The sequence below is a fragment of the Streptomyces katrae genome (genome assembly GCF_002028425.1).
Taxonomy (GTDB): Bacteria; Actinomycetota; Actinomycetes; order Streptomycetales; family Streptomycetaceae; genus Streptomyces; species Streptomyces katrae_A.
In genome coordinates this window covers 5,159,999-5,186,019 of the sequence record NZ_CP020042.1, presented here as the reverse complement: position 1 = coordinate 5,186,019, position 26,021 = coordinate 5,159,999, and the positions used below count along the sequence as shown (strand labels likewise).

Below are 26,021 nucleotides of genomic sequence, written 5' to 3'. Positions count from 1 at the left end.
GTCAGAGCACCTTCTTGTCGAGCTGGAGGGGAGCGGCGGCCTCGGCGTCCGCCTGCGGGCGGCGCAGCACGGCGATGGACCCCGAGACGGTGGTGGCCCGCAGGGTGCCCGAGCCCTTGCCGAGGGTGCCGGTGATCCGCTTGGCGCCCAGCTGCCCGGTGACGCGCAGGTCCTCGAACCCGTTGGAGACGCTGCCGGTGGCGGTGTTGGCCTCGACCCTGGCGTCGGCGGGGTGCGGGAGGCGGATCGCCACCTGGCCGGAGACGGAGTTGAGGGAGATGTCCACCGGCCGGCCGGCCGCCCCGTCGAGGGCGAGGTCGATGAGCATGTCACCGCTCACGGAGTCGGCCCGTACGCTGCCGCCGGCGCCGTCGACGACCGTGAGTCCGCCGGAGACCGAGTGGAAGCCGAGCTCACCCGTGACGGACTGCACCTCGACGCCGCCGGACACGGTGTGCGCCTTGACCCGCCCGGAGAGCCCGACCAGGGTGGCGTCGCCCGAGACCCCGGTGACCTCGGTGGCGGCGGAGATGCCGGAGACGAACGCGGTCGCGCTGACGGTGGCCAGCTGGACGGCGGTGGCGGCGGGCACCGTCAGCGTGACGGTGACGCTGCGCTCCCAGGCCTTGCGCCCGTCGGCGGAGGAACCGGACCAGGCCTTCCAGGGCTTGCCCTCGAACCACTTCTTGAAGCCCTGGGAACCGTTCCAGGGCAGGTCCTCGTAGGACACGGTGAGGACGCCGCCCTCCTGCACCACGTGCAGCGGGGGCCCGTCGACCTCGGTGACCTCCAGCCGAGCGGGCCCGTCCTCGGAGGCGACGACGTTGACGGTGCCGCCGACCACACGGACCCGCAGGTCCGTGACCGGCTGCTCGAAGGCGATCCGCTGGGGGGCGGGGACGGACCAGGTCATCTGCTCAGGCATGGTGCTGCTCCTCCTCATGGACTGACGACGACGCACGCAACATATCGCGTCTTCTGTAGAACACGATATATCGCGCTACCCCGAAGTCAAGCACGCACCCGGTGCGGCGCGGCGTCGGGGGGCGGGGCGGGGGCGGACAGCGGGGGGCCGAGCGTGGGGCGGACTGGGGGGCCGGACGGGGGCCGAGCGGGGGAATCGGGATTCCGGCGATGCGGCGGCGGAGGACGGGCACCCGGGACCCACGGGATCGGGGTCTGACCTGGGCGGTCTCAGAGCAGCCCTGGGGCTTTCCCGTCAGTCCCACTGTCCTTCCGGTTCGGGCCGCCCTGTCAAGGGCGCTCCCTTCGGTCGCGTCGCTTCGCGATCGCCTTCGGCGACCCTTGACAGCCCGTCCCGCCCCGGAAAGACAAGGACTGCCGGGAAACCCCCAGAAGAACGGCACGGTCCATCGATGGACACACGGCGGAATCAGCGACCAGGCGGGGAGGCCGGGGGCCGCCTCGCCAAGCATCCGGGCCGACATCCATGCCATTCGGGGCCGCCCTCCGCGACAGATCGCTACGCGCTCCTCTGGTTTCGGCGTCCGCCGACCGCCTGGGGCCGCTGCCCGCACCAAAGGCCGACAGAATCGGCATCCGGGGCCGGTGGGCGCATCAAATCGCTACGCGCTCCTGTCTTTTCAGCGTCCGGCGGCCGGCTGGGGTTGCTGCCTGCACGAAATGCCGATGAGAAGGCCATCAGGCGACCCCAGGCGCGTCAGATCGCTACGCGCTCCTCATTTCTCGGCGGCTGGCGGCCGTCTTGGGCCGGGATGCTCTGCGGATCGGCTTTTGGTGCCGCCACCAGCCCCAGCCGGCCGCCGGACGCCGGGATTTCGGCAGCGCGTAGCGATCTGACGCGCCCGCAAGCCCGGATGCTGCCCTGGTCGTCATTTGGTGCAGGTATCAGCCCCCGGCGGCCGCCGGACGCCGAAAAACGAGGAGCGCGTAGCGATCTGGCGCGCCTGGCGGCTTCGGATGCCAATTCCGTCGGCCTTTGGTGCGGGCAGCGGCCCCAGGCGGGTCGCGGACGCCGAAATCAGAGGAGCGCGTAGCGATTTGACGCGCCCACCGGCCCCGGATGCCGATCCTGTCGTCCTTTCCTGCGGGCAGCGGCCCCAGACGGCCGCCGGACGCCGAGACGAGAGGAGCGCGTAGCGATCTGTCGCGCCCACCGGCCCCGGATGCCGATTCTGTCGTCCTTTGGTGCGGGCAGCGGCCCCAGGCGGTCGGCGGACGCTGAGACGGGAGGAGCGCGTAGCGATCTGTCGCGGATCGCGGCCCCGAATGGCATGGATGTCGGCCCGGATGCTTGGCGAGGCGGCCCCCGACGACCCCGGAGGGTCGCTGAGTCCGCCGGATGTCCAGTGAACGTCCGTCCCGTTCCTTTGGGGGTTTCCCGGCAGTCTTCGTTTTTCCGTGGCGGGACGGGCTGTCAAGAGTGGAGCGCAGCGACATCGCGTAGCGACGCGACGAAGGAGCGCTCTTGACTGACCGGCCCGACGCGGAAGGACGATGAGACTGACGGGAAAGCCCCAACCCATCCCTGAGACCGCCCAACCGAGACCCCGCCCCTCCCCCGCCCCCGGTCCGCTGACCCGGCCCGCCCCGCCCGGACCCCGCCGCGAGGTGGGTGGGCAAACACCGCCCGGCCCCCACCCCTCGAGGGGGCGATGGCGATGGCCCGCCTAAGCCACCAGCAGCGGACTCCCCTGCCGTGACAGCCAGGCCCGGTACGGCGGCGTCCCCAGGGCCGCCTCGCGGTAGGCGGCGCGGAGGTCCTCGTAGGCCTCGGCGTGTTCCCCCGGGCGGGTGGCCAGCAGGAGGCGGACCGCCAGGGGGTCGCCCAGCAGCGGGCGGATCGCCATGTCGTCGCGGGGGCCCGAGGTCGGCTGGCACGGGGCCACCGCCTCGCCGCTGACGATGAGTGACGCCGCCGTGTGGTAGTCGGCGTGCAGGACCTGCGGGGTGAGGCCGGCGCGGGCGAACACGCGGCGCAGGCCGTCCCATTCGCCGTCGACCGAGGGGTCCACCGTCCAGCGGTCCCCGGCCAGGTCCTGTAACTCCACCACCGCCGACCGGGCCGCCGGATGGTCCAGGGACATGGACACGAACTGCGGCTCGCGTTCCATCAGCACCCGCAGCTCCAGGCCGTCCGGCACCCGCAGCGGGCTGCCCTCCACCTCGTGCACGAAGGCCACGTCCAGCTGCCCGGCGGCGGTCATCCGCAACAGCGCGTTGGCCGAGACGTCGACCACCAGCGTGGTCTCCGTCTCCGGTGCGCGCCGGTGCAGCCGGCGCAGCCACCCCGGCAGGGCGCGGCTCGCGGTCGAGCCGATCCGCAGCCGGGGCCCGTGCGCGGCGGCCCGCGCCTCGGCGACCAGTGCGGCCATCTCGGCGAGGAGCGGCCGCGCCCGCCCGAGCACCGTGCGCCCGAAGGGGGTCGGCCGGCAGCCGGTCCGCTCACGGAGGAACAGCTCGCCTTCCAGGGCCCGTTCGATTCGGCGCAGCTGCGTCGTCAGGGAGGGCTGACTCACGCCGAGCTGCCGGGCGGCCTTGTGCAGGCTGCCGGCGTCGGCGATGGCGCACAGCGCGCGCAGGTGCCTCACCTCGAGCTCCATGACCCGAGGGTAGGCGGGCCCCAGGGGGCCGCACCAGCCACCTATAGCCCCCCGAATCCCGCCATTCTCACGCTAGTTGACCAAGGTAAATCTCGCCGAAACCCCCCGATAGGGCGGTGTTATCGGCCTCTGACATCATCCGCCGGCCCCTTCCGCTCCCGCAGACTCCGGTACCGGATCACCCAATCCACCCCCCACTGCACCTGATGAGTAGGAGCCCCCCACATGCGCCACTCCCGCAGGACCATGCTGTCCGCCGCGTCCGTCGGCCTCGGTGTCGCCGCCGTCCTCGGCGGCGTCGTCCCCAGCGCGACGGCCGCGACCCCGGCGGGCGGCAGCCCGGCGAGCTACGCCGCGTACGAGCGCTCCCAGGAGAACCAGGCCGCCAACAAGGCGTTCTTCGAGGCCGTCCAGCGCGCGGTGGCCGAGCAGCGTGCCGCGAACCCGAGCGCCACGGCGGTCGTCACGGTCACCTACAACACCCGCAACGCGCCCAGCTTCCGTACGCAGATAGCCAATTCGACCCGTATCTGGAACGGTTCGGTCTCCAACGTGAAGCTGCAGGAGGTGTCCTCGGGCGGGAACTTCTCGTACTACGAGGGCAACGACTCCCGGGGGTCGTACGCGAGCACGGACGGGCACGGCCGGGGCTACATCTTCCTGGACTACGCGCAGAACCAGCAGTACAACTCCACCCGTGTGACGGCCCACGAGACGGGCCACGTGCTGGGTCTGCCGGACCACTACTCGGGTCCGTGCAGCGAGCTGATGTCGGGCGGCGGTCCGGGTACCTCGTGCACGAACGCCTACCCGAACAGCACGGAGCGCTCGCGCGTCAACCAGCTGTGGGCCAACGGTCTGGTCGCCTCGGGTCTCGGCACCAAGGGCTGATCCCGCACCCGCCCGCGGTACGGCAGCACCCGCCCGCGTACGGCAGCACCCGCGGTACGGCAGCACCCGCGGAGGGTCATCCCTCCGCGGGCACGTGCCGCGGGCAGTCCGGGGACGGGCAGGGGCCCGGGCCCCAGGTGGGTACGAAGATCCCGAGGGACTTGTGGCGCCGGACCACCGTCTCCACGGGGGTCCCGCAGGCCGGGCAGGTCTGCTGTGCGTGCCCGGCCTGCGGGGCGACCGTCGGATGCGCGTGTTCTCGTCGCTGTTCACCGGCCATACCTCCACGGTAGGCCGTTTCCGCGCGTCCGCCCGGTACGAGGACCGTCACAGCACTTCAGCCGGAGTGGTCGCCCACCACCCGGGCACGCGGCCCGTCCCCCGCCCCCGCGCCCAGCGGCTTGCGCCACATGGGCCACATCAGCGGGCCGTCCGGCAGCCGCACCGCCTCGCCGGTGAGCTCCCAGCCCAGCCGCTCGTAGAGCCGCATGCTCCGCTCACTGCTCGCCTCCAGGTACGCGGGGACCCCCTCCCGGTCGCAGCGTTCCAGGACGGGCCGGATCAGCTCGGTGCCCAGCCCCTCGCCCTGCCGCCCGGGCGCGACCGCGATCATGAGCAGGTACTCGTGCTCCTCGGCGGTGGGGTGGACCGCCCCCGTGAGCCGTCCGACGAGCTCGCAGCGTTCGTTGCCGGGGTCGGCCACGGCGCGCATCTTGGCCGGGATCTCGTCCTCGCCCTCCGGCTCGCCCGCCGGGATCCGCAGCCACAGGGCGGCCGCCGAGCCGTCGGCCGCGTAGTCGATCCGGCCCTCGGCCAGGGCCACGTCGACGAACACCCCGAGGAACCTGCCGTGGACGGCGGCGCGGTGGGCGGGGTCGGGGAAGACCCAGGAGCTGACCGGGTCGCTGCGGAAGGCCTCGTCCAGCAGACGCGCGACGGCGTCCCGGTCCGACTGATCCGCCTGACGTATCTCCAGCACCACGGGTCACACCCTTCACTCACGCGTCAACGACCGCGAGTGATCCTAGAGTTGGCCGGAGCGCGCGGATAGGCCCGTTCCGGCACCCCCGCGGTGCCGGAACGGGCCATCCTCCCCGTCTACTTCGTACGGCGCGTCACGAACTCCGCGAGCGCCAGCAGCCCGCCCGCCGCCGCCACGTCCGGCACCGCGCGGGACAGCTCCTGCACCGCCCGGCCCATCCGGTCGCCGGCGTGGTCCTGCGCCCAGTCGCGGCCGCCGGCCCGCTCCACGGCCCGGGCGGCCCGCCGGACGTCCTCGTCCCCGGTCATGGGGCCGGCGTACAGGGCGGCGAGCTCCTCCCCGGCCTCGGTGCCGGAGCCGAGGGCCGCCACCACCGGGAGGGACTTCTTGCGGGCGATCAGGTCGGCCCCGGCCGGCTTGCCGGTGTGCCCGGGGTCCCCCCAGATGCCGATCAGGTCGTCGATCAGCTGGAAGGCCAGGCCCGCCTCCCGTCCGAAGGCGTCCATCGCCTCGACCTCCTCCGGCCCGGCGCCCGCGTACAGCGCGCCGACCGCGCAGGCGCAGCCCAGGAGGGCGCCGGTCTTGGCCGTGGCCATGGCCAGGCACTCCTCCAGGGTGACGGAGGAACGCCGTTCGAAGGCGCAGTCCGCCTGCTGCCCGGCGCACAGCTCGACGATGCAGGCCGCGAGGCGTGCCGAGGCCCGCGCCGAGGCCGGGTGCGGGTCGTCGGCGAGCATCCGCAGGGCGAGCGCCATCATCGCGTCGCCCGCGAGGAGGGCGTCGGGGATCCCGAAGACGGTCCAGGCGGTGGGCCGCCCGCGGCGGCGGGCGTCGTTGTCGATGACGTCGTCGTGCAGCAGGGTGAAGTTGTGCGCCAGCTCCACCGCGGCCGCCGCCCGTACCGCGGACTCCGGGCTGCCCTGCGGACCTCCGAGGGCCCGCGCCGAGGCGAGGACCAGGGCCGGCCGGATGGCCTTGCCCGCGCCGGCGGCGGCCGGGCTGCCGTCCTCGTGCTCCCAGCCGAGGTGGTACATCGCCACCCTCCGGGTGGGGGCGGGCAGGCTCTCGACGGCCCGGCGGAGCTCCGGGTTGACCGTTTCTCTCGTGCTGTCCAGGAGGGCGGCCGCCTCCTGTCCCTCGCCTGCGGCGATGGTGTTCGCGGCCATCAGCGCCAGCGGCCGATCTCGACGTTCTCCAGCACGCCGAGGGCGTCGGGGACCAGCACGGCGGCGGAGAAGTAGGCGGTGACCAGGTAGGAGATGATCGCCTGCTCGTTGATGCCCATGAAGCGGACCGACATGCTCGGCTCGATCTCGTCGGGGATCCCGGGCTGGTGGAGTCCGATCACGCCCTGGTTCTCCTCGCCCGTGCGCATGCAGAGGATGGACGTCGTCCGGGCGTCGCTGATCGGGATCTTGTTGGACGGGAAGATGGGCACGCCCCGCCAGGCCGGCACGCGGGTCCCGGCGACGTCGACGGTCTCGGGGTAGAGGCCGCGCTTGTTGCACTCGCGTCCGAAGGCGGCGATGGCCTTGGGGTGGGCGAGGAACAGGTTGGAGTCGCGGCGCATGGCGAGCAGCGCGTCGAAGTCGTCGGGGGTGGGCGCGCCGTCGTGGGGCTGGACGCGCTGGTCGTAGTCGGCGTTGTGGAGCAGGCCGAAGTCGGGGTTGTTGAGCATCTCGTGCTCCTGGCGCTCCCGCAGCGCCTCGACCGTCAGCCGCAGCTGCTGTTCGGTCTGGTTCATGGGGTGGTTGTAGAGGTCGGCGACGCGGGTGTGGACGCGCAGGACCGTTTGTGCAATGGAGAGTTCGTACTCGCGGGGGCGGGCCTCGTAGTCGACGAAGGTGCCGGGGAGGACGGCTTCGCCGTGGTGGCCGGCGGAGAGGTCGATGGCGGCCTCGCCGTACGGGTTGGCGTGCCGCTCGGGCTGGGTGCGCACGTCGTCCACGTGGGCGCGGAGCGAGGGGACGCGGTCGGCGAGGATCTGGAAGTCCTGGCGGGTCAGGACGAGGGCCGTGCCGGAGGTGGCGGCGCGGGCGGTGTACTCCCAGATGGCCTCGTCGTCGGTGAGGGCGTCCTCGCCGAAGTAGGCGCCGTCGGCGACGGTGCGCAGGACGGCGTCGTCGCCGTAGGGGCCGGGGCCGATGTGGTCGATGCGGCCGTGGGCGAGGAGGAAGACCTGGTCGGAGGGGCTGCCGAAAGAGGTGAGCTCCTGGCCGGCCTCGAAGTCGAGCTGCCGGCAGCGGGCGGCGAGTTCGGTGAGGACGTCCTCGTCGGTGTAGTCGCGCAGGAGGGGCAGTTCGCCGAGTTCGGCCGGGATGACCTGGACCTGGCTGCCCGTCTTGACGAACTCCACGATGCCGTTGCCGACGGAGTAGCTGAGGCGGCGGTTGAGGCGGTACGTGCCGCCCTGCACCGAGACCCAGGGGAGCATCTTCAGGAGCCACCGCGAGGTGATCTCCTGCATCTGCGGGGCGGACTTGGTGGTGCTCGCCAAGTTCCGCGCGGCCGCGGTGCCGAGACTGCGCTGCGGTGTCTGGGCTTCGGGTTCGGAGCCCGCCTGGACCGACATGTCTTCGCCTTTCGATTACTCCATGGTCTGCGGTAGAGAAGCCTTTCAGCACGCAATGCGGTCGGACCATTACACAAAAGGGTGGGACTACTCCGGGCCGCACCGGGCATCCTTCAGGGTTCAACGGCCCCTGACGTCCATCCCGGGGCGCCCCGCCCGCGGCACCCAGCCACTACGAGGTCTGCGCCCCCGCCCTCCGGCTCGCCTCGGCGTGACGGCTGGCCGAAACACGCCCTAGTCTCGGAAGGGCCGCTTCCACTACACCGGTACGTAACGAACCGAGCACGTACCGTAAGGGAGGCGGCCATGTCCGCACCCATGTCCGCGGACCGTTTCATCCACGCCCTGCGCACCGAAGGCCTGACCGTCGTCGAGGTCGGCAGCTGGCGCACGCACAACCGCAACCACAAGGGCCCCTGGGGGCCGGTGCACGGGGTGATGATCCACCACACCGTCACCCACGGCACCGACTACACCGTGGACCTCTGCCGCGACGGGGACCGCGCCCTGCCCGGCCCGCTCTGCCACGGGGTCATCACCAAGGACGGCCGCGTCCACCTCGTCGGCTACGGCCGCGCCAACCACGCCGGCGCCGGCGACTCCGACGTCCTCGCGGCGGTCGTCGCGGAACGCCGCCTCCCCCCGGCCCACCAGGCCGACACCGACGGCAACCGCTACTTCTACGGCTTCGAGTGCGAGAACCTCGGCGACGGCGAGGACCCCTGGCCCGCTGTCCAGCTCGACGCCATCACCCGCTCGGCGTCGGCCCTGTGCCGCGTCCACGGCTGGGGCGCCCGCTCGGTCATCGGCCACCTGGAATGGCAGCCGGGCAAGATCGACCCCAAGGGCTTCACGATGGACTGGCTGCGCGAACGTGTGGCCGACCGGCTGAAGTGACAATGGACGGGTGACCCACCCCGAGCTGCGCCCCCGCCCGCCGTCCCCCCTCGCCGAGGCGGCCGACGAACGCTTCGCCGCGCACGGGGTGCGGCTCCTCCTCAAGCGGGACGACCTCGTCCACCCGGAACTCCCGGGCAACAAGTGGCGCAAACTCGCGCCGAACCTCCGAGCCGCCCTGGAGGCGGGCCACGACCGGCTCGTCACCTTCGGCGGCGCCTACTCCAACCACCTCCGTGCCACGGCGGCCGCCGGACGGCTGCTCGGCCTGGAGACGGTCGGCATCGTCCGGGGCGACGAGCTCGCGGACCGCCCCCTCAACGACTCCCTGGCCCGCTGCGCGGCCGACGGGATGCGGCTGCACTTCGTCACCCGCTCCGAGTACCGGCGCAAGGCCGAGCCGGAGGTCCTGTCCCGCCTCCTGACGGCCGCCGGGGCCCCGGACGCGTACCTGGTCCCGGAGGGCGGCAGCAACCCGCTCGCCCTCACGGGGTGCGCGGAGCTGGGGCGCGAACTGCGGGGCGCCTGCGACGTGGTGGCCGTCGCCTGCGGCACGGGAGGCACCCTGGCCGGCCTGGCGGCCGGCCTGGCCCCGGGCCAGCGCGCCCTGGGCGTCCCGGTCCTGGCGGGCGGCTTCCTGGGGCCGGAGATACGTTCCCTCCAGACGGCCGCCTTCGGAGCCCCGACCCCCAACTGGACCCTGGCCGAGGGCCACGACCACGGCGGCTACGCCCGGGTCCCCCCATCCCTCGAAGCCTTCGCCGAGGACTTCGAGTCCCGCCACGGCCTCCCGGTGGAACGCATCTACGTCGCGAAGCTCCTCCGCGCCCTGACGACCCTGACGCAGGCCGGCACGTTCCCCCGAGGCACGACGCTGGCGGCGATCGTGACGGGGCGGGCGTAGGGGCGGGCCCGCCATCGCGGCGGGATCCGCGCGGGCCGGAACGGGACAGCGGACCGGTGCTGAGGTGGGCGGGGCCACACTCAGTGCCGGTCCGCTGTCCGGTTCCGGCCCGCCCGGGCCCCGCTGCGAGGTGGGTGGGCAGACACCGCCCGGCCCCTACCCCTCTAGGGGGCGATGGCGGGCCCTCACCCCGCCTCCTCCCGGTACGCCGCCGCCTCCTCCAGGTCCAGCCTGCGCAGCAGGCCCCGTAGCATCTCGTCGTCGATGCGGCGGCGGTCCCGCAGGGTCACGAAGACCTCGCGTTCCGCCTCGATCATCTCGCGGGCCAGGCGCCGGTAGACGTCGTCGGCCGATTCGCCCGTCACCGGGTTGACCTCGCCCAGGCGCTCCCACACCGCGTTGCGGCGCCGTTCCAGGACCGTGCGCAGGCGGTCCACCAGGGGTGGCGGCAGGGTGCTGTTCGCCGGGTCCTCCAGGAGTTCCGCGAGGCGTTCCTCCGCCGCCCGCGAGGCTTCGCTCTGGGCCTGGGCCTCCGCCAGGGTCTCCGCCTGGGCGTCGCGCGGCGGGAGCTTCAGCGCCCGGATCAGGGGCGGGAGGGTCAGGCCCTGCACCACCAGCGTCCCGATCACCGTGGTGAAGGTGAGGAACAGGATCAGGTTGCGGTGCGGCACGCTCATCGGCACCGAGAACGCGATCGCCAGGGACACCACCCCCCGCATCCCCGCCCACCCGACGATCACCGGGGACTTCCAGTCGGTGTCGGGCTCCCGCGTGCGGATCCGTTCCGAGACCCATCTCGGCATGAAGGTCGCCGGGAACACCCATGCGAACCGGACCACCACCACGGCGAGGAACACCGCGATCGCGTACCAGGCTGCCGCCAGGCCCTCGTACTCGCTCAGGCCCCGCAGGACCACCGGCAGCTGGAGGCCGATCAGGGCGAAGACCACCGACTCCAGGACGAACGCGACGACCTTCCACACCGCCTCCTCCTGGAGCCGCGTCGCGAAGTCGACCTGCCAGTTGCGGTGCCCCAGGTAGAGGGCGACGACCACGACCGCCAGGACGCCCGACGCGTGCACCCGCTCGGCGGCCGCGTAGGCCACGAAGGGGATCAGCAGCGACAGGGTGTTCTGCAGCAGGGGCTCCCGCAGCCGCTTCCGCAGCTGGTGGATCGGGACCATCAGCAGCAGGCCCACCCCCACCCCGCCCACCGAGGCCAGCAGGAACTCGGCGAGCCCGCCCGACCAGCCGGCGCTCGTCCCGACCGCAGCGGCCAGGGCCACCTTGTAGGCGGTGATGGCGGTGGCGTCGTTCACCAGGGACTCGCCCTGCAGGATGGTCGTCACCCGGTTCGGCAGCCCGAGCCGCCGGGCGATCGCGGTGGCCGCGACCGCGTCCGGCGGGGCCACGACCGCGCCCAGCACCAGCGCCACCGGCAGTGACACCCCGGGTACGAGCAGGTACGTCACCCAGCCCACCGCGAGCGTCGCGAACAGCACGTACCCCACCGACAGCAGGGCGATCGGCCGCAGGTTGGCCCGCAGGTCCAGGTACGAACTGTCGACCGCGGCCGTGTGCAGCAGCGGCGGGAGCAGCAGCGGCAGCACGATGTGCGGGTCGAGGGCGTACGAGGGCACCCCGGGCACGTACGCGGCGACGAGTCCCACCGCGACCAGCAGCAGCGGCGCCGGCACGGGCGTACGCCGGGCCGCCCCCGCCACGGCGGCGCTCACCGCCACCAGCGCCACCAGCGGCAATACCTCCATCGAAGATCCATCCCCATCCGTCGTCGCCGGTGCCCCACCCGCACCCTGGCCGTAACCTGGCCATCATGAGCGAGTGCACCCACGTTGCCGAACTGCCGCGCCCCGAGCCCGTCCCGCGTGCCCTGACGTGCCCGGAATGCGAGGTGCTCGGAAGCCATCCGGTCCAGCTGAGGATGTGCCTGGGGTGCGGGTACGTGGGCTGCTGCGACAGCTCTCCCCACCGGCACGCCACCGCGCACCACCAGGAGACGGGTCATCCGGTGATGCGCAGCTTCGAACCGGGTGAGACGTGGCGTTGGTGTTTTGTCGACGGTTCGATCGTCTGAAGCGGGGTAGTTCAACCCTCCGCCGGTTCCCCCGAATTGGGCCCGCAGACCCCTAGCCACTGTGTGTACCCGTGTGCTTACCATCAGTCACTGCACAGAGGTGGGGTCGGCCCGGGCGCTCCACAGAGGGCGCCATGAGGGGTGCCGCGACACGATCGCCCGGATCGCGATAGCGTCACCGGCGAACAGAGCTCGTACCACCTTGGAGGTGAGGGTGTCCCAGATCGCAGGCGAGCCCGGGACCCAGGACTTCGTGGAAGTCCGGCTGCCGGCTGCGGGTGCCTACCTGTCGGTGCTGCGAACGGCCACGGCCGGTCTCGCGGCACGGTTGGACTTCACCCTCGACGAGATCGAGGACCTCCGCATCGCGGTGGACGAGGCCTGCGCGATCCTGCTCCAGCAGGCCGTGCCGGGCTCCGTCCTCAGCTGCGTCTTCCGGTTGATCGACGATTCACTGGAAGTGACCGTTTCCGCACCCACTACCGACGGGCGCGCGCCGGAGCGGGACACGTTCGCGTGGACCGTGCTGTCCGCGCTGGCCGGAAAGGTCGAGGCGACGGTCGAGGACAACCGGACGGTGAGCATCAGCCTCTACAAACAGCGCGGCGCGGGGCCAGGCCCGGCGTGAGCGGCGGGGAGATCCCGGTGCGGGGCGGGGATCGGCCCCGGGTACGGCACGAGGTCGACGGCGGCATCCCGGAGCAGCACCACGCCCGGCCGCACCCGGCTGACGCGGATGCGGAAGACGGCTTTTTGGACTCGGCGGAGCGACGGGCGGGCCCTATGAGCGAGAACCAGCACGACCAATCCCAGCCACCGGAGGCCCTGGCTCCCCAGGGGCCGGGCGAGGCGCACGTGGCGCTGCCGGATCCGCGGGACCGCAGTGGCGCGCGGGCGTTGTTCTTCGAGCTGCGGGAGCTGCCCGACGGGTCCCCGGAGCGGGCGGAGCTGCGCAACCGGCTGGTGCGGATGCACCTGCCGCTGGTCGAGCACCTGGCACGGCGGTTCCGCAACCGGGGCGAGCCGCTGGACGATCTGACGCAGGTCGCGACGATCGGCCTGATCAAGTCGGTGGACCGGTTCGATCCGGACCGGGGGGTGGAGTTCTCGACGTACGCCACCCCGACGGTGGTCGGCGAGATCAAGCGGCACTTCCGTGACAAGGGCTGGGCGGTGCGGGTGCCGCGGCGCCTGCAGGAGCTGCGGCTGTCGCTGACGACGGCCACGGCGGAACTCTCCCAGCAGCACGGCCGCTCCCCCACCGTCCACGAGCTGGCCGAGCGGCTGGGGATCTCCGAGGAGGAGGTGCTGGAGGGGCTGGAATCGGCCAATGCCTACAGCACGCTGTCGCTGGACGTGCCGGACACCGACGACGAGTCGCCGGCGGTGGCGGACACCTTGGGCTCGGAGGACGAGGCGCTGGAGGGTGTCGAGTACCGCGAGTCGCTCAAGCCGCTGCTGGAGGGGCTGCCGCCGCGGGAGAAGCGGATCCTGCTGCTGCGTTTCTTCGGGAACATGACCCAGTCGCAGATCGCCCAGGAGGTGGGCATCTCCCAGATGCACGTCTCCCGGCTGCTGGCGCGCACGCTGGCCCAGCTGCGGGACAAGCTCCTCGTCGAGGAGTGATCGACAGGTGCTGGAGGGGTTATCGGGCCTGGTCCGCGGGCCCGATGCCCAGCGCCTCGGTCGCGGTCGGGTTCACCAGGAGCCCGGTGACGGCCACCGCCGCCAGGGCGAGGGCCACGGCGGCGGCGGTCATCGCTCCGCCGGTGGTCCACAGGGTCCAGGCGACGGGGAGGGCCATCAGCTGGGTGATCAGTGCGGGGCCACGGCTCCAGCGGCGGCCCAGGCGCAGCCCGCGCGCCGCGATGAGCGGGAGCGCGGCGAGGGCGAGCAGGGTCGCTCCGCCGGTCTCGGCCTGCTGCGGGGAGTCGGGGTGGCCGGCGATGCCGACGAACAGCATGTAGACGCCGAGGCCGGCGAGGGCGAGGCCTTCCAGGGCGGTCAGTACGGCGGCCGCGGTCAGCCGGCCGGGCAGCGTCTTGGGCTCCGCGGCGTCGGCGGCGGGGCCTTCGGGGGACGCGGCGGGGGTGCGGGGGCTCGGCTTCTTGCTCACCCCAGCAGGGTAGCCGCGGCGGGCCGGGCCCGGGCGGGGACGGTCGGTAGGGGGCGGGTGCGCGGGGTGGGTAGTCTGGCGACCATGCGTGCACTTCTCGTGGCCAACCCAGCAGCGACGACCACCAGTGCGCGCACGCGCGACGTCCTGACGCACGCCCTGGCCAGCGAGATGAAGCTGGAGGCGGTGACCACCGAGTACCGGGGGCACGCCCGCGACCTGGGGCGCAAGGCCGCGCACGAGGGGCTGGACCTGGTGGTGGCGCTGGGCGGGGACGGCACCGTCAACGAGGTGGTGAACGGGCTGCTGCACGACGGCCCGGATCCGGAGCGGCTGCCGCGGCTGGCGGTGGTGCCGGGCGGATCCACGAACGTCTTCGCCCGTGCGCTCGGGCTGCCGAACGATTCGGTGGAGGCGACCGGTGCCCTGCTGGACGCGCTGCGGGAGCGGCGGGAGCGGACGGTGGGCCTGGGGCTGGCCGCGGGGGTGCCGGGGACGGAGGACGAGTCGGTCCCGTCGCGCTGGTTCACGTTCTGCGCGGGCTTCGGCTTCGACGCGGGTGTGGTGGGGCGGGTCGAGCAGCAGCGGGAGCGGGGCAAGCGTTCGACGCACGCCCTGTATGTACGACAGCTGATGCGGCAGTTCTGGGAGGAGCCCAACCGCCGGCACGGGACGATCACGCTGGAGCAGCCGGGCGCGGATCCGGTGACGGATCTGGTGCTGTCGATAGTCTGCAACACCTCGCCGTGGACGTACCTGGGAAATCGTCCTCTGTACGCGTCTCCGGAAGCTTCGTTCGATACCGCGCTTGACGTATTGGCGCTGGACCGTTTGTCAACTCCGGCGGTCGCGCGGTACGCGACACAGCTCCTGACCTCGACTCCTGAGCGGGGTCCGCACGGCAAGCACGCGCTGTCTCTGCACGATCTGACCGACTTCACCTTGCATTCGAAGGTTCCCCTCCCTTTCCAGATGGACGGCGATCACCTCGGAGTGCGCACCAGCGTTCGGTTCACAGGCGTTCGCCGTGCACTGCGTGTGATTGTGTGAGTAGAAGAGCCCAAAGTCCTTTCAGTCGAACGTTTACACGCCGGTCCACCCCTAGGAACTAGGGCTGTGACCTAGTCGACACCGACGAATCCAAAAAAACTTTCCGGAAGGGGTTGTATCCCCGTCCGAGGTTTGCGAATCTCTACATGGCGATCGGGACAGCCCGCAGAACCCGGCACCCACACAGAGCGCCAGAACCCCACCACGAATCTTGGACCGCACCAGGCCAACTGGGCGTCGGCCCTTCCCTCACGGGGGGATTCGTGAAAGCGTTCACATTCACAAGCAACCTGCCCGCAATACAAGGAGATGGAGCAGCCATGGACTGGCGTCACAACGCCGTTTGCCGCGAGGAAGACCCCGAGCTCTTCTTCCCCATCGGCAACACCGGTCCTGCGCTGCTGCAGATCGAGGAAGCCAAGGCCGTCTGCCGCCGTTGCCCCGTCATGGAGCAGTGCCTGCAGTGGGCGCTCGAGTCCGGCCAGGACTCCGGTGTCTGGGGCGGCCTGAGCGAGGACGAGCGCCGCGCCATGAAGCGCCGCGCCGCTCGCAACCGGGCGCGCAACGCCAGCGCCTGATATCGACTTTCGAGCCTCGACGTGCAGCGCGTAGTACCCGTATAGCGCTTGGCAACGTGCTCTTGAGCCCCGGACCGATGACCTCCCCCAGCTACCGCTGAGAAGGTTCCGGTCCGGGGCTCAGTGCTTTTCCCGCTCCGGCCGTCACGCTGGGTGACGGGCCGGGCGGGCTACTTCTGTGAGCTGACCGGCACGTCCAGGACGACCTTGGTGCCGCGCGGCTCGACGCGGACCATGTCGAAGGTGCCGCCGAGCTCCCCCTCCACGAGGGTGCGGACGATCTGCAGCCCGAGGTTGCCGGCCTTCTGCGGGTCGAATCCCTCGGGCAGGCCGGAGCCGTCGTCGAGGATGGTGATCAGCAGCCGGCCGTCGGTGCGGCCCGACCCGCTGCGGGCGGCGGTCACCTCCACCGTGCCGCCCTCCCCCTGGGTGAAGGCGTGTTCCAGGGCGTTCTGGAGGATCTCCGTCAGCACCATCGACAGCGGAGTGGCCACCTCCGCGTCCAGGATCCCGAACCGTCCGACGCGCCGGCACTGCACCTTGCCGGGCGAGATCTCGGCGACCATCGCGATCACGCGGTCGGCGATCTCGTCGAACTCGACGCGCTCGTCCAGGTTCTGGGAAAGGGTCTCGTGCACGATCGCGATCGAACCGACGCGCCGCACCGCCTCGTTGAGCGCCTCGCGGCCGCTCTCCGAGTCCATCCGGCGGGCCTGGAGGCGCAGCAGCGCGGCCACCGTCTGGAGGTTGTTCTTCACCCGGTGGTGGATCTCCCGGATGGTGGCGTCCTTGGTGATCAGTTCACGTTCGCGACGGCGCAGTTCGGTGACGTCCCGGCACAGGACCAGGGAGCCGATCCGGGTCCCCTTGGGCTTGAGCGGGATCGCGCGGAGCTGGATGACCCCGCCGCTGCCCTCGACCTCGGTCTCGCGCGGGGCCCAGCCGCTGGCGAGCTTGGCCAGGGCCTCGTCCACCGGGCCCCGGGACGGGGCGAGTTCGGCGGTGGTGGTGCCCAGGTGCTGGCCGACCAGGTCGGCGGCGAGGCCGAGCCGGTGGTAGGCGGAGAGGGCGTTGGGGGACGCGTACGTCACCACGCCGTCGGCGTCGAGGCGCATCAGGCCGTCGCCGACGCGCGGGGAGGCGTCCATGTCGACCTGCTGGCCGGGGAACGGGAAGGAGCCCGCGGCGATCATCTGCGCGAGGTCGGAGGCGGACTGGAGGTAGGTCAGCTCCAGCCGGCTCGGTGTACGCACAGTGAGCAGGTTGGTGTTGCGCGCGATCACGCCCAGCACCCGGCCCTCGCGGCGGACGGGGATCGACTCGACGCGGACCGGCACCTCCTCGCGCCACTCCGGGTCGCCCTCGCGCACGATCCGGCCCTCGTCGAGCGCGGCGTCGAGCAGCGGGCGGCGGCCGCGCGGCACGAGGTGGCCGACCATGTCGTCCTGGTACGAGGTGGGGCCGGTGTTCGGCCGCATCTGCGCGACGGAGACGTAGCGGGTGCCGTCGAGGGTGGGGACCCACAGCACGAGGTCCGCGAAGGAGAGGTCGGAGAGCAGCTGCCACTCCGAGACCAGCAGGTGCAGCCACTCCAGGTCGGTTTCACCGAGAGCGGTGTGCTGGCGTACGAGATCGTTCATGGAGGGCACCTTGCGAGCGTACCCCGGGTACGGGAATGACTTTCCCCACGACCGGTACTCGGGAGTATCCAGGACGGGCACACTCCGCGTACTGTTGGAGGAAGTGACGGGCCAGTAGGTCCGCGCTTTGGATGGACAGGACAGATTGGTCTAGTCCACAATTGACCGAAGCTTCCGCCCTCCCCGCACAGGAGGACGGATCGAGGTGGCCGCGCGTTCTGCCCTGACCGCGCAGGCACCTCCGACCGGCCGCCGGGAACCGCACACCTGACGGCCGTAAGTACTCCGGGCTACGGTGCGGGACGGGTTGAGGGTCCCGTCCTGCACCGTGGCTCAGAGGAAATGCCGAATGCGTGCGGAATTCCCCCCGGTATCACGCGGAAGCGCGCCGGATCACGCCGGCCAGGCCAGCAAGGCCCGCTCCGCCACCGCCTCCAGTTCCTCCCGGGTCGCCCCGTCGATCGACTGCTGGCTCATGCCCTGGAGTACCGCCCCGGCGTAGCGGGCCAGTGCCCGCGCGTCCGTTCCGGCGGGCAGCAGCCCGCTCGCGACGTCGGCCCGGATCCGGCTCTCGAACATCGCGAGGGTGGCGAGGCGCCGCTCACGCAGGGCCTCGGCCACCTCCCGCGAGGTGGTGTTGGCGGCCGCGCTGATCACCATGCAGCCCGGCGGGTGGGCGGGGTCGGTGTAGATCTCGGCCGCCTCGCGCAGGATCCGGCCGATGGCCGCACCGGCGGTGGGCTCCTCCCGGAGCGCGTCGACCGCGAAGTCCCCGTAGCGGCTGCCGTAGACCACGACCACCTCGTCGAAGAGCTTGCGCTTGTCGCCGAAGGCCGCGTAGAGGCTGGGCGCGCCGATGCCCAGGGTGCGGGTCAGGTCGGAGATGGACGTGGCTTCGTAGCCGTGTTCCCAGAAGGTCAGCATCGCCTTGTCGAGGGCGGCCTCCCGGTCGAAGGAGCGGGGCCTGCCGCGCTGTCCTGTCACCATGCGGACGATTCTATAGCGCTCGCTAGGGAATCTGATACGGTCCTTTCTGTAGCGATCGCTACCGAATGAGGGAGGGGTGCGTCATGGGCGTGCTCAAGGGAAAGACGGCGCTGGTCACGGGCGGCAGCCGGGGGATCGGGCGGGCCGTGGCGGAGCGGCTGGCGCGGGACGGGGCACTGGTCGCCGTGCACTACGGGCGCAACGAGGCGGCGGCGAAGGAGACCGTCACCGCGATCGAGGCCGCGGGCGGCCGGGCCTTCGCGATCGGCGCGGAGCTCGGGGTGCCGGGGGACGCCCAGGCGCTCTGGGCGGCGTACGAGGCCCACCCGGCGCACACCGAGCGGGTGGACGTGCTGGTGAACAACGCCGGGGCCGCGACCTTCGCGGGCATCGCCGAGACCGACGAGGAGACCTTCCAGCGGGTCCAGGCGCTCAACGCGCAGGCACCCTTCTTCGTGATCAAGCACGGGCTGGACCGCCTCGCGGACGGGGGCCGGATCGTCAACGTCACCGGCACCCCGGACCTCGCGCTGCCGGCCATCCTCGCCACGATCATGGCCAAGGGCGCGGTGAACGCGCTGACGGTCTCGCTGGCCGCCGCGCTCGCGCCGCGCGGCATCACGGTGAACTCCGTGGGCCCCGGCATCACCGAGACCGAGCTGAACGCGGCCTGGCTGGCCGACCCGGCGGCCCGGGCGCACGCCGCGTCCCGGTCCGTGTTCAACCGGGTGGGCACGGTGGAGGAGGTGGCCGACGTGGTGGCCTTCCTGGCCTCCCCGGACTCCCGCTGGCTCACCGGCCAGCACCTGGACGCCACGGGCGGCCTCCAGCTGGCGCTGCAGTAGCCGTCCCGCACGGGGCCCCGGCGGCCGGGCGGAGGGCCGGGATCGGCGGGACGATGGAGGGGGCGGAGTACCGCCATCCGGGGCGACCCTCTGCTAGATTGGTCTATACCACATACCACTCTCCAGATCGGCAGGCCCCGCGTGGAAGTTGTCATCGTCCCGGACGCCAAGGCAGGCGGCGAGCTCATCGCGGAGGCCATGGCCGCCCTGGTCCGCCGCAAGCCCGACGCCCTGCTGGGCGTGGCGACCGGCTCTACCCCGCTGCCCGTCTACGAGGCGCTCGCCGCGAAGGTCGCGGCCGGCGAGGTCGACGCCTCCCGCGCCCGGATCTGCCAGCTCGACGAGTACGTCGGCCTGCCCGCCGGGCACCCGGAGTCCTACCGCGCGGTCGTGCTGCGGGAGGTCGTGGAGCCCCTGGGCCTGACCGAGGAGTCCTTCATGGGCCCCGACGGCTCCGCCGCCGACGTCCAGGCGGCCTGCAAGGCGTACGACCAGGCCCTCGCCGACGCCGGCGGGGTGGACCTCCAGCTGCTGGGGATCGGCACCGACGGCCACATCGGCTTCAACGAGCCCTGCTCCTCGCTGGCCTCCCGCACCCGCATCAAGACGCTGACGGAGCAGACCCGCGTGGACAACGCGCGCTTCTTCGACGACGACATGGACCAGGTGCCGCACCACGTCATCACCCAGGGCATCGGCACCATCCTCGACGCCCGCCACCTGGTCCTGCTCGCCACCGGCGAGGGCAAGGCCGAGGCCGTCGCCCAGACCGTCGAGGGCCCGCTGTCGGCTCTGGTCCCGGCCTCCGCCCTCCAGCTGCACCGGCACGCGACCGTCGTGGTGGACGAGGCGGCCGCCTCCAAGCTGAAGCTGGCCGACTACTTCCGCCACACCTACGCGAACAAGCCCGCCTGGCAGGGCCTGTAGCGCACGCGCGAAAGGGCCGGGCCCCCCTCCTCGGGGGCCCGGCCCTTTCGTTCTCGTCCTGCGGCTACCGGACGCCGGCGACGACCTCGGCCGCGGCCCGCCCGCAGACCCGGGCGGCGCCGTGCGTGGCGATGTACAGCGACCCGCGCGGCTCGGAGCGGGGCAGGCCCATCTCCACCACGACGGTGTCCGGCCGCGCGGCGACCAGGGCGTCCAGCGCCTCGGTCATCCACGGGTGGCGGTGCGCGTCGCGGACCACCGCGACGACCGTGCGCTCCCCCGCGGCCGCCAGCACGTCCCCGGCGCCCGAACCCTCCGGGTAGACGCCCGAGACGGTCCCCGGGACCAGGGCGGCCAGCTCCTCGGCCACCCCCCACGGGGTCTCGTCGCCGACCGCGATGTTCGCGACGGGCGCGAGCGTGGCGACGTACGGGGCGGCCACGGGGGCCGGGGTGCCCGACACGGCCAGGGCGCGGCGGGCGGCCTCCAGGCCGATGCCGGACGCGCGGCTCCCCTCCTGCCGCGCGTCCGGCCGGGCCCGGAAGGTCCATCCGGCGAGGGCGCGCACCCGCTCGGCGGCGTCGGCGAGCCGCTCTTCGGGCAGCGCGCCCTCGCGGACGGCGGCGACCAGCGCGTCGCGCAGACGCAGCACGGTCGCCTCGTCGGCGAGGCCCCCGCCGACGCAGATGGCGTCGGCGCCGGCCGCGATGGCCAGCACCGAGCCGCGCTCGATGCCGTACGTCCCGGCGATGGCGTTCATCTCCATGCCGTCGGTGACGATGAGGCCCTCGTAGCCGAGTTCCTTGCGCAGCAGGCCGGTGAGGACCTGCGGGCTGAGGGTGGCGGGGCGGGTCGGGTCGAGGGCGGGCACCAGGATGTGGGCGCTCATGACGGCCTTGGTCCCGGCCTCGATGGCCGCCCTGAACGGGACCAGCTCGCGGGTCTGGAGGGTGTCCAGGTCCACGTCGATGCGGGGCAGCGCGTGGTGGGAGTCGACGTTGGTGTCCCCGTGGCCGGGGAAGTGCTTGGTGCAGGCGGCGACCCCGGCGGACTGGAGGCCCTCGACGTACGCGGCGGTGTGGCGGGCGACGAGGCCGGTGTCGGCGCCGAAGGAGCGCACCCCGATGACCGGGTTGTCGGGGTTGGAGTTGACGTCGGCGGACGGGGCCCAGTTGAAGTTGACCCCGCACTCGGCGAGGCGGCGGCCCAGTGCGCGGGCGACGTCGCGGGTGAGCTCCGTGTCGTCGACGGCGCCGAGCGCCAGGTTGCCCGGGAAGGAGGAACCGCCACGGACCTCCAGGCGGGTGACGTCGCCGCCCTCCTCGTCGATGGCGATGAGGACGTCCTCCCGCTCGCGGCGCAGCTGCGCGGTGAGCGCGGCGAGCTGCCCGGGCGAGGTGATGTTGCGGCCGAAGAGGCCGACGGAGGTGAGTCCCTCGCCGACGTGGCGCAGCAGCCAGGAGGGGGCGGTGGTGCCCTCGAAGCCGGGCTGGAGGACGGCGAGCGCGTCGCGGGTCACGGTGTCGGTGTGGTGCGCGAGGATCGTCACGGCCGTTATCCCTTCACGGCGCCGGCGGTGAGGCCCGCGGCCATCTTGCGCTGGACGACGAGGAACAGGGTCACGATCGGGATCGCCATCATGGTGGAGCCGGCCATCATCGGCGCGAACTCGGTGCCGTGCAGCGTGGTGAAGTTCCCGAGCCACACCGTGGCCGTCTGGTTCTGCTGGCTCATCAGCATCAGGGCGTAGAGGTATTCGTTCCACGCCTGGATGAACCCGTACACGGACGTGGCGACCATGCCCGGGGCGAGCAGCGGGAAGACCACCCGGATGAACGCGCCGGTGGGGGTGCACCCGTCGACCTGGGCCGCTTCCTCCAGCTCCTTGGGGATGTTCACGATGAAGCCGCGCAGGGTCCAGACCGTGAAGGGGAGGATGAAGGTCAGGTAGGTGATGATCAGGCCGGTGAGCTTGTCGTACTGGCCGAGGTCGTTCAGCAGGAGGAAGACCGGGATGATCATCGCGACGAGCGGGATCATCTGGACGGCCAGGATGCCCACGATCACGGCCTTGCGGCCGCGGAAGGCGAAGCGGGAGATGGCCAGGGCCGCCAGCATGCCGACGGCGATGCCGATGACGACGACGACGGTCGAGACGATCAGACTCCGCCCGACCGGCCCCCAGAAGTCCGAGATCTCCAGGGCGCGCCGGAAGTTGTCCAGCGTGAACGTGGTGGGGAAGAAGTGGGGGTTCGGGTCGATCGCGTCCTTGGCCGGCTTGAACGCGGTGTTGAGCATCCAGTAGACGGGGAAGCCGACGATGACGAAGACCAGCAGGCCGATGACGTTCCAGCCGAGCTTGGACTTCTTCACGCGCTTGAGGGGCGCGGCGGGCGCGGCGGGCGCGGTGGTCGGGGTCACTCCACCTCTCCGATCTTGAGCATCTGGCGCATGTAGACGGCGACGACGCCGAGCAGCAGCAGCACGGTCACCAGGGCGATCGCGGAGCCGGTCGCGTAGTCGTTGACGGTGAAGGCCTGCTGGTACGAGTAGGTGGTCAGCAGCTGGAACTTGGCCTCGGGGTTTCCGTTGCGCATCACGAAGACCTGCGGGAAGACGCCCATGTCCCAGATCACGGAGAGGGTCGTCAGCATCACGATGATCGGCTTCAGGATGGGCAGGGTGACGTGCCGGAAGACGCCCCAGGCGCCGGCGCCGTCGAGGCGTGCCGCCTCTTCCAGTTCCTTGGGGACCTGCGTGAGGCCCGCGCTGAGGGTGATGACCACGAACGGCACGGCGCCCCAGACCACGAGGAGCATGATCACCGCGAGTCCCTGGGGGCCGCTGGCGAACCAGTTGTGGCCGACCATGTCCACGCCGGGGAGCTTGCTCAGGAGGTAGTTGAGGACGCCGTAGTCGGCGTCGAAGAGCCATTTGAAGACGGCGGTGGCGACGATGATCGGCATGCCCCAGCTCGCCACGAGGGCGATGCTGATGAGGATCTTGACGAAGCCGGAGACCTTCTGGAGGAGCAGCGCGATGAGCATGCCGACGACCATCGTCAGGACGACCGCGCCCGCCGCGAAGAGGACCGTGCGCAGGACGACGGACCAGAACACCCCGTCGCCGAGGATCTTCGAGAAGTTGTCGAACCCGACCCACTCGGGGTCCTTGAAGCCCCAGAGTTCGGACTTGCCGAACTTCTGGAAGGAGAGGGACACCAGTCTGAAGAGCGGGTAGCCCATGATGAGGACGATGATCAGCAGGCACGGTGCCAGCAGCAGCCAGGGGGTGGCGCCGCTGCCCTTGCGGCGGGGCCTTCCCGGCGTGCCCGTGCTTGCGCTCCCGGCTCCGGGGGAAGTCTTCTGCTTCGCCGGCGGCAGGTCGGCGGTGGTTGTCTGTGCGGCACTCATCGCGCGCTCCTCGGAAGTCCCTCTCTTGACGGTCGGCAGGGCCCCGCCGTCCGGCGGGGCCCTGCCGACTTCAGGTCACTTGGTGTTGATGACCTTGTCGATCTCGGCGTCGGCGGCCTTGGCCGCGTCCTCGACCGACTTGCCGCCGGTACCGAGGTCACGGAGCATCGTCTGAAGGATCTTGGCCTTCTCGACCTGGCCCCAGCCGGGAGCCGTGGGGACGAACCAGGAGGACTCGGCGGCCGTGGCGGCGACCTGGGTCTTCGGGTCGGCCTTCAGCGGGCCGAGGTCCGTCTTGTTGTTCGGCAGGTTGCCCTTGGCGATCAGGCCCTTCTGGCCCTGGGCGCCGGTGAAGGCGTTGATCCACTCGGCCGCGACGTCCTGGGCCTTGGACTTGGTGGGGATGGCCAGGTCCGAGCCGCCGAGGAAGACCGGCAGGTTCTTGCCGTTGGGGCCGGGCTGGACGAAGTTCTCCAGCTTGTCCGTCAGACCGCCGACCTTGTCGTTCTCCGGGGTCGCGGCGGTGCTGCCCTCCCAGGCCGCGGCGAAGATCGCGGCGGAGTTGCCCTGGCCGAAGACGACCGGACGGTCGGACTCGTCCTTGGTCTTGTCGGCGTGCATGTACTTGTCGAGGAGCTCCTTGTACTGCTTGAGCCCCTTCAGCGACTCGGGGGAGGACAGGGCGCCCTTCCACTTGCCGCCGTCCTTCTTGGCGATGGCGCCGCCGGCGTCGTAGACGAAGGACATGGCCGCGTACCAGTCGGGGGACGGCTGGTAGAGGGCGCTGAACTTGTCGCCCTTGGCCGCCTGGATCTTGTCCAGGGCGGAGGTGTACTCGGCCCAGGACTTCGGGGCGGCGGTGATGCCGGCCTCGGCGGCTATGTCCTTGCGCCAGGTGCCGACGCGGCCACCGGCGTAGTAGGGGACGCCGTAGGCCTTGCCGTCGTAGGTGACGGACTCCTTGAGGGCGTCGAGCCACGCAGCGGAGTTCTCGAACTTCGAGGGGTCGACCTCGGCGAAGGCGCCGGTCGACATGTAGCCGATCATCTCGGAGTTGCCCATCTCGACAACGTCCGGGGCCTTGTCCGTGGCGAGCACGGCGTCCAGCTTGGCGTTCTTGTCCGGCCAGCCGTAGTACTCGTGCTTGACGGTCAGGCCCGGGTGCTTCGCGACGATGGCGTCGTCGGCGGCCTTCACCAGGTCGGGCCAGTTCTTCTGGGCGTCGACCGTCAGCCAGACCGTCAGCTCCTTGGCGCCGGACGCCTTGCCGGCGCCCGCCTTGGTGTCCGAGTCACCGCACGCCGCCAGGCCGATAACCATGCCGGCGACTCCCACCGCCGCGATGAGCTTGCGCTTCACGCCACCCTCCTCAGGGATGCTGTCTGCACTTCCCTCGCCCGCCGCGGTGACATACGTACGAAGTACTGCCGTGGGGCCGGGATCTGATCCATATTGGTGTAGACCAGTACCGGGAGCTTGGCCTAGACCTTTAGGGGTGTCAAGGGTCTAATGAGCGGGTGCTCGGTCCGTTACCGGACCGACACCTGGGGGAGGGAGGAGGCCTGCCCTCCCGCCCGTGTCACCATGTGACCGCACATATCGGAGGAGCCGGTGACGGCAGCGAAACTGGAGTCGGGAAGGCGGGCGGCGATGTCCACCGAAGGGGCGACCACGGAGCCGGAAAGCGGACCAGCCACTCGAACGGCACGTGTGCCCAAGTACTACCGGCTCAAGCGGCACTTGCTCGACATGACCGAAACGCTACCCCCCGGCACTCCAGTACCGCCGGAGCGGACGCTCGCGGCCGAGTTCGACACCTCCCGGACCACCGTCCGGCAGGCCCTGCAGGAGCTCGTGGTCGAGGGACGGCTGGAACGCATCCAGGGCAAGGGCACCTTCGTCGCCAAGCCCAAGGTCTCCCAGCCGCTGCAACTGTCCTCCTACACCGAGGACATGCGCGCCCAGGGCCTGGAGCCCACCTCCCAGCTCCTCGACATCGGCTACGTGACCGCCGACGACACCCTCGCCGGCCTGCTCAAGATCGCCACCGGCGGGCGGGTGCTGCGCATCGAACGCCTGCGCCTGGCCAGCGGCGAGCCGATGGCCATCGAGACCACGCACCTGTCGGCCAAGCGCTTCCCCGCGCTGCGCCGCTCGCTCGCCAAGTACACCTCCCTCTACACCGCCCTCGCCGAGGTGTACGACGTCCGGCTCGCGGAGGCCGAGGAGACCATCGAGACCTCCCTCGCCACCCCGCGCGAGGCCGGACTGCTCGGCACGGACGTGGGCCTGCCGATGCTGATGCTCTCGCGGCACTCGCTGGACGCCGACGGCGAACCGGTCGAATGGGTGCGATCGGTATATCGCGGCGACCGTTATAAGTTCGTTGCCCGTCTCCAGCGACCTGCTGTGTGATCAACGGTTGACGGCACTTCGAACGCCGGTGGACGCTCGTACCGCTATGCGGACGGGGGCTTACGTCCACCGACAACCCCCCGTAGATTCCGTGCGCTTGTACGCAAATGATCAACGAGGGGACG

Annotated in this window: 25 protein-coding genes; 11 read left to right on the top strand and 14 right to left on the bottom strand. The window is 71.5% G+C overall.

Annotated elements, in window-relative coordinates; translation table 11 throughout:
• Position 1 precedes the first annotated feature (1 nt).
• Complete coding sequence (locus B4U46_RS23860) at positions 2 to 925, bottom strand: DUF4097 family beta strand repeat-containing protein (RefSeq protein ID WP_079429725.1); 924 nt, start codon at positions 923 to 925, stop codon at positions 2 to 4.
• A 1,726-nt stretch (positions 926 to 2,651) separates the two neighbouring features.
• Entirely contained in the window at positions 2,652 to 3,584 is a 933-nt protein-coding gene (locus B4U46_RS23850; RefSeq protein WP_079429723.1) for a LysR family transcriptional regulator, read from the bottom strand.
• Positions 3,585 to 3,809: 225 nt separating this feature from the next.
• Between B4U46_RS23850 and snpA the strand changes: the two genes are divergently transcribed.
• Entirely contained in the window at positions 3,810 to 4,475 is a 666-nt protein-coding gene (snpA, locus tag B4U46_RS23845; protein WP_100862889.1) for a snapalysin, read from the top strand.
• A gap of 76 nt (positions 4,476 to 4,551) precedes the next feature.
• Here snpA and B4U46_RS23840 read toward each other — a convergent pair whose 3' ends face one another.
• The 4 genes from B4U46_RS23840 to B4U46_RS23825 all read right to left on the bottom strand — a co-directional run bounded on the left by B4U46_RS23840 (position 4,552) and on the right by B4U46_RS23825 (position 8,029).
• Positions 4,552 to 4,755, bottom strand: coding sequence for a hypothetical protein (locus B4U46_RS23840; protein ID WP_079429722.1), 204 nt, complete (start codon positions 4,753 to 4,755; stop codon positions 4,552 to 4,554).
• 57 nt (positions 4,756 to 4,812) lie between these two features.
• Positions 4,813 to 5,457 (bottom strand): GNAT family N-acetyltransferase, encoded by a 645-nt coding sequence (locus tag B4U46_RS23835; protein WP_079429721.1) that lies wholly within the window; start codon positions 5,455 to 5,457, stop codon positions 4,813 to 4,815.
• Between the two features lie 116 nt (positions 5,458 to 5,573).
• Complete coding sequence (locus B4U46_RS23830; protein WP_079429720.1) at positions 5,574 to 6,623, bottom strand: family 2 encapsulin nanocompartment cargo protein polyprenyl transferase; 1,050 nt, start codon at positions 6,621 to 6,623, stop codon at positions 5,574 to 5,576.
• Positions 6,623 to 8,029 carry a family 2B encapsulin nanocompartment shell protein gene (locus tag B4U46_RS23825; protein ID WP_079429719.1) on the bottom strand — a complete coding sequence of 469 codons (1,407 nt, stop codon included), beginning with the start codon at positions 8,027 to 8,029 and terminating at the stop codon, positions 6,623 to 6,625. The genes B4U46_RS23830 and B4U46_RS23825 overlap by 1 nt, the downstream gene beginning before the upstream one ends.
• Before the next feature lie 306 nt (positions 8,030 to 8,335).
• On the opposite strand from B4U46_RS23825, the gene B4U46_RS23820 reads away from it, so the two are divergent.
• Together B4U46_RS23820 and B4U46_RS23815 are read left to right on the top strand one after the other, a co-directional pair.
• Entirely contained in the window at positions 8,336 to 8,926 is a 591-nt protein-coding gene (locus B4U46_RS23820; RefSeq protein WP_079429718.1) for an N-acetylmuramoyl-L-alanine amidase, read from the top strand.
• A gap of 10 nt (positions 8,927 to 8,936) precedes the next feature.
• Positions 8,937 to 9,830 (top strand): 1-aminocyclopropane-1-carboxylate deaminase/D-cysteine desulfhydrase, encoded by an 894-nt coding sequence (locus tag B4U46_RS23815; RefSeq protein ID WP_079429717.1) that lies wholly within the window; start codon positions 8,937 to 8,939, stop codon positions 9,828 to 9,830.
• 185 nt (positions 9,831 to 10,015) lie between these two features.
• On the opposite strand, the gene B4U46_RS23810 is transcribed toward B4U46_RS23815, so the two are convergent.
• Positions 10,016 to 11,599, bottom strand: coding sequence for a Na+/H+ antiporter (locus B4U46_RS23810; RefSeq protein WP_079429716.1), 1,584 nt, complete (start codon positions 11,597 to 11,599; stop codon positions 10,016 to 10,018).
• A gap of 65 nt (positions 11,600 to 11,664) precedes the next feature.
• Between B4U46_RS23810 and B4U46_RS23805 the strand changes: the two genes are divergently transcribed.
• The 3 genes from B4U46_RS23805 (at position 11,665) to B4U46_RS23795 (ending at position 13,551) form a co-directional block, all read left to right on the top strand.
• Positions 11,665 to 11,925, top strand: coding sequence for a UBP-type zinc finger domain-containing protein (locus B4U46_RS23805; RefSeq protein WP_079429715.1), 261 nt, complete (start codon positions 11,665 to 11,667; stop codon positions 11,923 to 11,925).
• Positions 11,926 to 12,139: 214 nt separating this feature from the next.
• Positions 12,140 to 12,553 (top strand): anti-sigma regulatory factor, encoded by a 414-nt coding sequence (locus B4U46_RS23800; RefSeq protein WP_042816094.1) that lies wholly within the window; start codon positions 12,140 to 12,142, stop codon positions 12,551 to 12,553.
• An 11-nt stretch (positions 12,554 to 12,564) separates the two neighbouring features.
• Complete coding sequence (locus tag B4U46_RS23795; RefSeq protein ID WP_237293359.1) at positions 12,565 to 13,551, top strand: RNA polymerase sigma factor SigF; 987 nt, start codon at positions 12,565 to 12,567, stop codon at positions 13,549 to 13,551.
• Positions 13,552 to 13,570: 19 nt separating this feature from the next.
• Here the strand turns inward: B4U46_RS23795 and B4U46_RS23790 are convergent, their stop codons facing one another.
• The gene (locus B4U46_RS23790; protein ID WP_079429714.1) at positions 13,571 to 14,041 is read right to left on the bottom strand and encodes a hypothetical protein; all 471 of its coding nucleotides are present in this window, start codon (positions 14,039 to 14,041) and stop codon (positions 13,571 to 13,573) included.
• 84 nt (positions 14,042 to 14,125) lie between these two features.
• Here B4U46_RS23790 and B4U46_RS23785 point away from each other — a divergent pair, with 84 nt between their 5' ends.
• Both B4U46_RS23785 and B4U46_RS23780 read left to right on the top strand, forming a co-directional pair.
• Positions 14,126 to 15,091 (top strand): diacylglycerol/lipid kinase family protein, encoded by a 966-nt coding sequence (locus B4U46_RS23785; protein ID WP_079431948.1) that lies wholly within the window; start codon positions 14,126 to 14,128, stop codon positions 15,089 to 15,091.
• Positions 15,092 to 15,411: 320 nt separating this feature from the next.
• Entirely contained in the window at positions 15,412 to 15,669 is a 258-nt protein-coding gene (locus B4U46_RS23780; protein WP_003953983.1) for a WhiB family transcriptional regulator, read from the top strand.
• A gap of 170 nt (positions 15,670 to 15,839) precedes the next feature.
• Here B4U46_RS23780 and B4U46_RS23775 read toward each other — a convergent pair whose 3' ends face one another.
• On the bottom strand, positions 15,840 to 17,309 hold the full coding sequence (locus B4U46_RS23775) for a sensor histidine kinase (protein ID WP_079429713.1): 1,470 nt from the start codon (positions 17,307 to 17,309) through the stop codon (positions 15,840 to 15,842).
• Between the two features lie 393 nt (positions 17,310 to 17,702).
• Entirely contained in the window at positions 17,703 to 18,296 is a 594-nt protein-coding gene (locus B4U46_RS23770) for a TetR/AcrR family transcriptional regulator (protein ID WP_079429712.1), read from the bottom strand.
• A gap of 83 nt (positions 18,297 to 18,379) precedes the next feature.
• On the opposite strand from B4U46_RS23770, the gene B4U46_RS23765 reads away from it, so the two are divergent.
• Together B4U46_RS23765 and nagB are read left to right on the top strand one after the other, a co-directional pair.
• The gene (locus tag B4U46_RS23765; protein WP_079429711.1) at positions 18,380 to 19,141 is read left to right on the top strand and encodes an SDR family oxidoreductase; all 762 of its coding nucleotides are present in this window, start codon (positions 18,380 to 18,382) and stop codon (positions 19,139 to 19,141) included.
• A 141-nt stretch (positions 19,142 to 19,282) separates the two neighbouring features.
• Positions 19,283 to 20,068, top strand: coding sequence for a glucosamine-6-phosphate deaminase (gene nagB, locus B4U46_RS23760; RefSeq protein ID WP_079429710.1), 786 nt, complete (start codon positions 19,283 to 19,285; stop codon positions 20,066 to 20,068).
• Positions 20,069 to 20,132: 64 nt separating this feature from the next.
• Here the strand turns inward: nagB and B4U46_RS23755 are convergent, their stop codons facing one another.
• The 4 genes from B4U46_RS23755 to B4U46_RS23740 form a co-directional block, all read right to left on the bottom strand.
• Complete coding sequence (locus B4U46_RS23755) at positions 20,133 to 21,617, bottom strand: glycoside hydrolase family 3 protein (RefSeq protein ID WP_079429709.1); 1,485 nt, start codon at positions 21,615 to 21,617, stop codon at positions 20,133 to 20,135.
• Between the two features lie 5 nt (positions 21,618 to 21,622).
• Entirely contained in the window at positions 21,623 to 22,489 is an 867-nt protein-coding gene (locus tag B4U46_RS23750) for a carbohydrate ABC transporter permease (protein ID WP_079429708.1), read from the bottom strand.
• The gene (locus B4U46_RS23745; RefSeq protein WP_079429707.1) at positions 22,486 to 23,481 is read right to left on the bottom strand and encodes a carbohydrate ABC transporter permease; all 996 of its coding nucleotides are present in this window, start codon (positions 23,479 to 23,481) and stop codon (positions 22,486 to 22,488) included. Before B4U46_RS23745 ends, B4U46_RS23750 begins: the two co-directional genes overlap by 4 nt.
• 75 nt (positions 23,482 to 23,556) lie before the next feature.
• Positions 23,557 to 24,840 (bottom strand): extracellular solute-binding protein, encoded by a 1,284-nt coding sequence (locus B4U46_RS23740; RefSeq protein ID WP_079429706.1) that lies wholly within the window; start codon positions 24,838 to 24,840, stop codon positions 23,557 to 23,559.
• Positions 24,841 to 25,131: 291 nt separating this feature from the next.
• Here B4U46_RS23740 and B4U46_RS23735 point away from each other — a divergent pair, with 291 nt between their 5' ends.
• A complete protein-coding gene (locus B4U46_RS23735) occupies positions 25,132 to 25,896 on the top strand; it encodes a GntR family transcriptional regulator (RefSeq protein ID WP_079429705.1) in 765 nt (254 codons plus the stop codon).
• The last annotated feature ends 125 nt before the right edge of the window (positions 25,897 to 26,021 follow it).